11 protein-coding genes are annotated in these 7,929 nt (G+C 41.6%); 5 read left to right on the top strand and 6 right to left on the bottom strand.

Annotation, left to right across the window (positions count from 1 at the left end; all coding sequences use genetic code 11):
* Positions 1-158: 158 nt before the first annotated feature.
* From BUC01_RS24590 to nusB, 6 genes are all read right to left on the bottom strand, one after another.
* Positions 159-395 (bottom strand): hypothetical protein, encoded by a 237-nt coding sequence (locus BUC01_RS24590; RefSeq protein WP_025835893.1) that lies wholly within the window; start codon positions 393-395, stop codon positions 159-161.
* Positions 396-820: 425 nt separating this feature from the next.
* The gene (locus BUC01_RS24585) at positions 821-1,255 is read right to left on the bottom strand and encodes a DUF5606 family protein (RefSeq protein ID WP_025835892.1); all 435 of its coding nucleotides are present in this window, start codon (positions 1,253-1,255) and stop codon (positions 821-823) included.
* 78 nt (positions 1,256-1,333) lie between these two features.
* Positions 1,334-1,972: a dephospho-CoA kinase gene (gene coaE, locus BUC01_RS24580; RefSeq protein WP_025835891.1), complete on the bottom strand. Its 639-nt coding sequence runs from the start codon at positions 1,970-1,972 to the stop codon at positions 1,334-1,336.
* Positions 1,962-2,981, bottom strand: a complete 1,020-nt coding sequence (locus BUC01_RS24575; protein ID WP_025835889.1) for a CdaR family protein — start codon at positions 2,979-2,981, stop codon at positions 1,962-1,964. The genes coaE and BUC01_RS24575 overlap by 11 nt, the downstream gene beginning before the upstream one ends.
* Positions 2,982-2,999: 18 nt before the next feature.
* A complete protein-coding gene (yajC, locus tag BUC01_RS24570) occupies positions 3,000-3,329 on the bottom strand; it encodes a preprotein translocase subunit YajC (RefSeq protein WP_025835887.1) in 330 nt (109 codons plus the stop codon).
* 39 nt (positions 3,330-3,368) lie between these two features.
* Positions 3,369-4,295 (bottom strand): transcription antitermination factor NusB, encoded by a 927-nt coding sequence (nusB, locus tag BUC01_RS24565; protein WP_025835885.1) that lies wholly within the window; start codon positions 4,293-4,295, stop codon positions 3,369-3,371.
* Positions 4,296-4,469: 174 nt separating this feature from the next.
* Here nusB and BUC01_RS24560 point away from each other — a divergent pair, with 174 nt between their 5' ends.
* From BUC01_RS24560 to BUC01_RS24540, 5 genes are all read left to right on the top strand, one after another.
* Positions 4,470-4,910, top strand: a complete 441-nt coding sequence (locus BUC01_RS24560; protein ID WP_025835883.1) for a PUR family DNA/RNA-binding protein — start codon at positions 4,470-4,472, stop codon at positions 4,908-4,910.
* A 126-nt stretch (positions 4,911-5,036) separates the two neighbouring features.
* Entirely contained in the window at positions 5,037-5,624 is a 588-nt protein-coding gene (locus BUC01_RS24555) for a 50S ribosomal protein L25/general stress protein Ctc (RefSeq protein WP_025835882.1), read from the top strand.
* Positions 5,625-5,744: 120 nt separating this feature from the next.
* A complete protein-coding gene (gene pth / locus BUC01_RS24550; RefSeq protein WP_025835880.1) occupies positions 5,745-6,308 on the top strand; it encodes an aminoacyl-tRNA hydrolase in 564 nt (187 codons plus the stop codon).
* A 33-nt stretch (positions 6,309-6,341) separates the two neighbouring features.
* Positions 6,342-6,761: an RNA-binding S4 domain-containing protein gene (locus tag BUC01_RS24545; protein ID WP_025835878.1), complete on the top strand. Its 420-nt coding sequence runs from the start codon at positions 6,342-6,344 to the stop codon at positions 6,759-6,761.
* Positions 6,762-6,787: 26 nt separating this feature from the next.
* Positions 6,788-7,774, top strand: a complete 987-nt coding sequence (locus BUC01_RS24540) for a Gfo/Idh/MocA family protein (protein WP_025835875.1) — start codon at positions 6,788-6,790, stop codon at positions 7,772-7,774.
* Positions 7,775-7,929: the final 155 nt, after the last annotated feature.

The following is a 7,929-nucleotide window of genomic DNA, read 5'->3' as shown; positions in this document are numbered from 1 at the left end:
CCGTTTTTTGGGGGGAATGCTTAAAGATACAAAAAAGGCAACTAACTCGCAATGAATTAGTTGCCTTAAATTTTATTATTTTAGGAATATCCCTAAGTAAAAAAGAGAACGGATTTAAAAAGGCTGTCTTGCCATTGAAATACAAGACAGCCTTTTTCTTATTCTATAACGAGCTGCTTAACAACCGGTACGGACAGTGCATGTGTCACAACCAACACATATTCTCCTGCACACGGCAAATCAAACGAAGAACTCTCCTCTTGCGCCTGCTTTACCTCAACCACCTTTCCCCGAATATGATACAAACAAAGTGTAGCATTCGGCAACACTCCGTCCACATATATCTTCCCGGCGGCTTTATCCACCTTCACTGTTACGCTCTTATGCTCTTCCATCTTAACAATACGCAGCCTCAAGTCCCCCAAAAGGCAGTAAATTCATATAAAAAGCGTGGGAACTGCTGTTATTATTGCACCTGGGGCTCTGGACTGCCACTATTCAAATAATATACAACAACCCACGCTCCGTACTATACATTCGAATATGCATATACAACAGAGCATGAGCGTTTGTTGTCTATTATCCTTGAATAGCGTGAAATTGTCCAGATTTCAAGTACAAGATAATATTAAACGCTTTTATACATAATTATCCTTCAATCTTCGTGAGAGAGGTCACTACCTACTCTGCATTTCAGGATGGCAACAAAGGTATAAAAAAAGTAGCCAAAACTAAAGCTACGGCATAAAAAAAACGCAGATTGCCCGGGGATGTCCCGGATAATCTGCGTCTTCTGCTAAAAGAACTGTTTATTTTAAATTTATTCTTCTGTCTTCTCTTCTGTGGTTTCTTCCGCCTCAGCAGCATCTTCGAAATCTGTAATTCCGCAAGACACCAACAGGTTATACCAGGAAATAAGCTTCTTGATATCTGCGATGTATACCCGGTCGCGATCAAATGTCGGCAACACTGCTTCCAGATAAGAACGAAGTTCGTCCGCAGTGGCTTTCTTCAAATCCATCACTACAGCCGCACCGTTTTCCTTCTTTTTCATGGCAGCCAGCACATCTTTCAAAGGTACATCGTCCGTATCGGTATACATGGCGATATCCCCCAAAGAGATTATTTTTTCGTTGCCATAAGCGGGGAAACGTTTCTTGTCTGTGAGAGACTCAACAATCAACATATTTCTACCTTGTGAAATAAGCTTATACAGCCCCGGTTTTCCGGAGATAGACAAAATAGTCTTCAACATAGTATGTTCTATTTTTTATTAGTAATATTTTATTTTTTCGGTGGGCAAAGATAGTGCAAACCGAGAGTAAAAGCAAATTTATTTGTTTATACCGGGATGCAGCCTATTTTCGCTTAAGCAAAAGTAATCAATATTTTTAGATAGAGAAGTTATAACGCCCAAAACCTGTGGAATTAACGGAGTTTCACCGTCGTTTACAATTACAAAATCGGCCTTGCCGCGCTTCTCCTCATCGCTCATCTGGCTGCGGACACGACGTTCCACCAATTCCCGCGGAACTGCGTCACGCTGCATGGCACGCGCAATGCGCACCTCTTCGGGGGCGTAAACCATCACCACAGCATCTACTTCACCGGCAAAGCCCGCCTCAATCAGAATAGCAGATTCCATCCCCACTATCGGACAAACGGTATGCTGCTCCACCCACCGGTGAAAATCATCCCGCACCCGTGGATGGATGATGCCGTTTACAGTACGAATATGTTCGGGATTACCAAAAATATAGGAAGCGAGCAAAGGTCTATTCAGTTCCCCACCGGCATACACTTCTTCTCCCAGCAAGCCAATCAGTTCCCGACGAATCTGAGTATCCGAAGCCGTCAGCCGCTTTGACTCGACATCCGAAATGTAAACGGGAACACCCATCACTTCCAGTAAACGGGACACAACACTTTTCCCGCTGCCGATGCCACCGGTTATACCTATTTTAATTGTCATATTCGGGAGTTACCTGCTCAATAAGAAAGTCTACCTGTTCGGGATTGATACGTATTTGATTCACACCTTTTGGCACAGACTTCAGCTTCACGGTATACTTGTCCGAACCCAGTTTCAGAAGTTCTTCATAAGAAACATTGATATGGAAATCACTCGCTGATATCTGACGGAAATGACTCAAACCAACCTGAAAGGTAACATTTACTTTGGATGGAAACGCACGAAGCACTTTGCCTCCCGGGAAGTTAACTCCCTGCAAAGGCACTTCCACCGTCTTTTCTGTATAGATATCTACCGGAAAGACCATTTCTACCGAAGCCGGAACAAACTTTACTCCTTTCCGGGTGAGCAGAGGTATTTGCCGCTTCAACGTATCGGAAACATCTTCAAATTTCACTTTCTGCGTATAAGCAGCTGTTATGGTATCTAAAGCTCCTTCGGGCGCATAAGCCAACACGGAGTCCGGTTTACAAATCGTATCGGAGATATAATACTGGCGTCCTGCACTCACTGTTCCCTGAAACCTCACCGGAACCAATTTAGAAGCTCCGGTAGAATAGATATATTCCAGTGTATCGGGTTTCACGGAAAGTAACTTTGTAGATACATTCAGCTGACTGAGCAATCTCTTCTCGAACTGCGAAGAATAAACACGCACGTGATTGTCATCATTACCTTTATAATCAGAAAAATCGAGAGTGATAGGAAAAAAACTTTTCCCAAGCATGTAGTTGAGTAATACCGTGCCTTTGTCTTTCACCCGGATGTGCAACTCGGAAGAAGGCTCGGAAGTTATCACCACATTGTTAGGGACACCTTTCAGACGCACAGGAATGGAGAATTCCGTTTCATAATCGTTGTTCAATGTCTGAAGTAGCCAAAAACCGCTGGCGATAAAAAAGAAAAATAAAAAAATTAAGAACTCTCTACTCTTATCACTGAGCAGAAAGTCCTTAACTTTTCTCGCTGTTATCAGATATATGCGTTTTATGTTCCTACGATTAATCATAGGCTCACTTATTCAAAATTATTTAGCAGCCTGATTACTGTTAGCATCAGCAGCTGCGGCGAATATAGAATTCTTATCTATTCTAATCTTAACGTTAGAGGCGATTTCAAGCACGATATCGTTGTCATTAATCTCTTTGATAACGCCATGAATACCACCGGCAGTAATCACTTTCTGATTTACCTGAAGTGATTTACGGAAGTTTGCAATTTCTTTCTGCTTCTTGTTTTGCGGGCGAATCATGAAGAAATACATGATAGCAAACATGGCAATCAGAACAATCCACATCATGCTACCACCACCAGGTGCTGCGGCAGGAGCTTGCAAGAATACGGTCATTAAATTCATAAATTATTCGTTTTTAGTTTTTAATACTCAACAAAGGTATCAGTTTTTCGCCAACTTACCTTCTTTTTTTAATTGATTAACTATTCCGTCCAAAGTACCGTTTACGAAACTTCCGCTCTTTATCGTACTATAGACCTTAGCTATTTCAACATACTCATTTAACGAAACACTCACCGGAATGTTCGGGAAACTTAGAATTTCGGCCAATGCACACTGCATAATCACCACGTCCATAAAAGCAACGCGATCCAAATCCCAGTTACGCGTATTCTCACTGATCAGATGACGATAATAATCGCTGTTCAATATAGCGCGGCGGAACAGGCGACGGGCAAACTCCTGATCTTCCTCATCCTTAAATTCAGGCAGTAAAGACTGGTTAGCTCCATTCTTTTCCTCAAAGCGTTTGATTGTCTTCAGAACGAAAGTATCTACTATTTCTTTGTCATCATTCCAGTAAAGGCTCTGGTCTTCAAGCAAAGTATCCAGTTCCTCATTATTGAAAATGAAAGATTTGTAGAGCTTTCTCCACAATTCGCGGTCGGCTTCATAAGATTTATCAGACGAAGCCATATATTCCTTATATATATCGGAAACTATAATCTTCTCATACAAGCCCTTGACGAAGTCTTCGTCATTTGCCCACGAACGCTTCTGGTTGGCGGCAAAATCCAGCAACTGTTTATTCACCTCCAGTTGCGAAACGAACTTGTTTTCTACGAATTTCATGTTAGGATACAACTCTTCTGCGGTCGGGGCTAACTTGGCCTTTGCCGCATCAATGCGTTTTTGTGCGTAAGTCGTCAGAGCCACCATCAACATCAGCAGATAATTATAAAGGTCATACGCTTTGGAAAGACTAAAGAATAATTCTTTCTCCGCTGAGTCTAAATTTTTACTGCCGTTCTGATAATAAGCATATACAATCTGTATAATCTTAAGACGAATAAGAACTCTGTTAATCATAAGTCTATTTAATCAATACTGTTTTTAACGAAATGCAAAAGTAGGTATTTTTAATGAGTTTACGCAAATAAATCACATTTTTTAATGCAGAAGTTCATTATCCGGGCATTTTCTTTTGACAGTTTAAAAAAAATCGTCAATTTTGGAGCCAATAACAACAAGAGACCTATAAATATGGAAGACTTAAAGAAGAAAAACAGTGCGGACATGAATGATAAGGAGATTGTATTCTCCAAATCCATTAAGGCAGGTAAACGAATCTACTATCTGGATGTAAAGAAGAATAGGAAAGATGAAATGTTTCTCGCTATCACCGAAAGCAAGAAAGTGGTGAACGGTGAGGGTGAAGACGCGCAGGTGAGTTTTGAGAAACATAAGATTTTCTTATATAGAGAAGATTTTGATAAGTTCATGAATGGCCTGAACGAAGCTATCAGTTTCATCAACCAAAAAGAAATGATGGAAGTTATCAGCAATATGAACGCAGAAGCAGATGCAAATGCAGAAGCAGATAAAGAAGCAGTATTCAACATGATAGCCGAAATGAATGAAAAAGAAATGGATTTAGACGGGGAAATCAAAATAGATATTGATTTTGAGGAACCAACTCTTTGATAATTCAAAAAGAAGCTGTACTTTTGCACCGCTTTTTTGCAACATTGTGTGGTTAACCCCACATCGTGCGATGGTGAATTAAGCAACAAACAACTTAATTTAGAGTAACACAAAAAATTTAAGAAAATGAGATCAATTGAAGTAAAAGGTACTGCAAGAACTATTGCAGAACGTTCTTCGGAACAAGCAAGAGCTTTGAAAGCTATTCGTAAAGACAACGGTGTACCCTGCGTACTCTACGGAGGAAGTGAAAACATTCATTTCACTGTGCCCGCTGATGGCCTGCGCAACTTGGTTTACACTCCGCATATCTATGTGGTTGACCTGGTTATCGATGGCAAGAAGATAAACGCTATCATGAAAGATATCCAATTCCACCCGGTAAAAGATACTATCCTGCACGTTGACTTCTACCAGATTGACGAGTCTAAACCTATCGTAATGGAAGTTCCCGTACAGATGGAAGGCTTGGCAGAAGGTGTGAAAGCCGGTGGTAAACTAGTATTGCAGACACGTAAACTGAAAGTGAAAGCTTTATATAATGTTATTCCTGAAAAACTGATAGTAAACGTTGCTCACCTCGGACTGGGTAAAACAGTTAAGGTTGGCGAATTGAGCTATGAAGGTCTGGAATTGATGAATGCTAAAGAAGCTGTCGTATGCGCCGTTAAGCTGACTCGTGCTGCAAGAGGTGCTGCCGCTGCTGGCAACTAATTCGCTCTTTCGTAAGAAAACAGCATATTCCGGAACGCGGATTAACGCAGATGACGCAGATTTCACTAATCCGCGGAAAGCTGCGATAATCCGCGTTCTTTGTATAGTAATTACAAAAAAATGAAATATTTAATTGTTGGATTAGGAAATATAGGTCCTGAATATCACGAAACCCGCCATAATATAGGTTTCATGGTGGCAGATGCATTGGCAAAAGACGCAGGCGCTACTTTTACTGATGGTCGTTACGGTTTTACCACTACGCTATCTGTCAAAGGACGTCAACTGTTATTGCTGAAACCTTCTACATTCATGAATCTCAGCGGAAACGCTGTGCGCTACTGGATGCAAAAAGAAAACATTCCTTTGGAAAATGTGTTAATAATAGTAGATGATCTCGCTTTGCCATTCGGCACGTTGCGCCTGAAAGGAAAAGGCAGTGACGCCGGACACAATGGACTGAAACACATTGCCGCCATTCTGGGTACCCAGAACTATGCAAGACTCCGTTTCGGTATCGGCAACGAATTTCCACGGGGCGGACAGATAGATTATGTGTTGGGACATTTCACCGAAGAGGACTGGAAGACTATGGATGAACGCCTGAAAACAGCAGGAGAAATAATCAAAAGTTTCTGTCTGGCAGGCATTGATATTACTATGAACCAATTTAATAAGAAGTAGTGAGGTTTAGTAGTAAGTAGTAAAAAAAACAATATGAGTGAAGCAAGAATAGATAAATGGATGTGGGCCGTGCGCATTTTCAAAACACGCACTATTGCTGCTGAAGCGTGTAAAAAAGGGCGTATCAGCATCAACGGAGCATTGGCCAAAGCTGCCCGAACCGTAAAACCGGGAGATGTGATACAGGTACGTAAACCACCCATCACTTACTCTTTCAAGGTACTGCAAGCCATCGAAAAACGCGTGGGTGCAAAACTTGTTTCAGAGATGATGGAGAATGTAACGACTCCCGACCAATATGAATTATTGGAAATGAGCCATATCAGCGGTTTCATAGACCGAGCCAAAGGTGCCGGTCGCCCTACCAAGAAAGACCGACGGAATTTGGAAGAGTTTACTACTCCCGAATTCATGGACGACTTTGATTTTGAATTTGACTTTGAAGAAGAATAACTATCACATGACCACATTATATTATTATGAGCGAAAAGAAGATAAAATGGGGATTTATTGGTTGCGGAGAAGTGACCAAATATAAAAGTGGTCCCGCCTTCCAGAAAGTGGAAGGCTCGGAAGTGATCGCTGTCATGAGCCGTGACGGTGCCAAAGCTAAAGCTTACGCTAAGGAAAGAGGTATTCCGAAATGGTATGATGATGCCCAAGAATTAGTTGACGATGAAGAGGTGAATGCTATCTACATTGCCACTCCTCCATCTTCACACGCTACTTATGCCGTCATGGCAATGAAAGCCGGTAAGCCTGTTTATATAGAAAAGCCTATGGCGGTAACCTATGAAGAATGTTGCCGTATCAACCGCATTTCAAACGAAACCGGCGTTCCATGCTTTGTGGCCTACTACCGCCGCTATCTACCTTATTTCCTGAAAGTAAAGGAATTGATAGAGAATGGTATGATTGGCAATGTTATCAATGTACAAATTCGGTTTGCCCAGCCTCCACGGGACTTGGATTATAACAAAGAAAACCTTCCGTGGCGTGTACAACCCGATATTGCAGGCGGCGGCTATTTCTACGATTTAGCTCCTCACCAAATTGATTTATTGCAAGATATGTTCGGTTGCATCCTCGAAGCCAGCGGATATAAGAGCAACCGCGGCAGACTCTACTCTGCCGAAGACACTTTAAGCGCATGTTTCCAGTTCGACAGTGGATTGGTAGGTAGTGGTTCCTGGTGCTTCGTAGCACATGACTCTGCCCGCGAAGACCGTATTGAAGTTATCGGAGACAAAGGAATGATCTGTTTCTCCGTATTTACTTACGATCCAATCGCATTGCATACGGAAAAAGGAAGAGAAGAAATCCCGGTAGCTAATCCGGAACATGTACAACAACCGCTCATTCAAGCCGTTGTCGACCATCTTTTAGGCAAATCCATCTGCACCTGTGACGGAGCAAGCGCTACGTTGACAAACTGGGCGATGGATAAGATACTTAATAAAATATGATGAATTGGGGATATTCAGTAAATGTCCCTCTTTCTAATAAATTAAGAGAACAGTTTTACTGGCACTGTCCACAATTTTGTGTAAATAGAAAACTTCAGGATTCGGGTTTTATACTTGAATCCTGTTTTCAAATATAGTAATAAATTGGTTAAATA

The sequence above is a fragment of the Bacteroides stercorirosoris genome, assembly GCF_900142015.1.
Lineage (GTDB): Bacteria > Bacteroidota > Bacteroidia > Bacteroidales > Bacteroidaceae > Bacteroides > Bacteroides stercorirosoris.
The sequence above is the reverse complement of the archived record's forward strand: the minus strand, read 5'-3'. Positions and strand labels throughout refer to the sequence as shown.

Bases quoted from the DNA above. Each gene is read 5' to 3' on its own strand.
- BUC01_RS24590 (WP_025835893.1), bottom strand. From the start codon at position 395: ATGGAAGAGCATAAGAGCGTAACAGTGAAGGTGGATAAAGCCGCCGGG.
- BUC01_RS24585 (WP_025835892.1), bottom strand. From the start codon at position 1,255: ATGTTGAAGACTATTTTGTCTATCTCCGGAAAACCGGGGCTGTATAAG.
- coaE (WP_025835891.1), bottom strand. From the start codon at position 1,972: ATGACAATTAAAATAGGTATAACCGGTGGCATCGGCAGCGGGAAAAGT.
- BUC01_RS24575 (WP_025835889.1), bottom strand. From the start codon at position 2,981: ATGATTAATCGTAGGAACATAAAACGCATATATCTGATAACAGCGAGA.
- yajC (WP_025835887.1), bottom strand. From the start codon at position 3,329: ATGAATTTAATGACCGTATTCTTGCAAGCTCCTGCCGCAGCACCTGGT.
- nusB (WP_025835885.1), bottom strand. From the start codon at position 4,295: ATGATTAACAGAGTTCTTATTCGTCTTAAGATTATACAGATTGTATAT.
- BUC01_RS24560 (WP_025835883.1), top strand. From the start codon at position 4,470: ATGGAAGACTTAAAGAAGAAAAACAGTGCGGACATGAATGATAAGGAG.
- BUC01_RS24555 (WP_025835882.1), top strand. From the start codon at position 5,037: ATGAGATCAATTGAAGTAAAAGGTACTGCAAGAACTATTGCAGAACGT.
- pth (WP_025835880.1), top strand. From the start codon at position 5,745: ATGAAATATTTAATTGTTGGATTAGGAAATATAGGTCCTGAATATCAC.
- BUC01_RS24545 (WP_025835878.1), top strand. From the start codon at position 6,342: ATGAGTGAAGCAAGAATAGATAAATGGATGTGGGCCGTGCGCATTTTC.
- BUC01_RS24540 (WP_025835875.1), top strand. From the start codon at position 6,788: ATGAGCGAAAAGAAGATAAAATGGGGATTTATTGGTTGCGGAGAAGTG.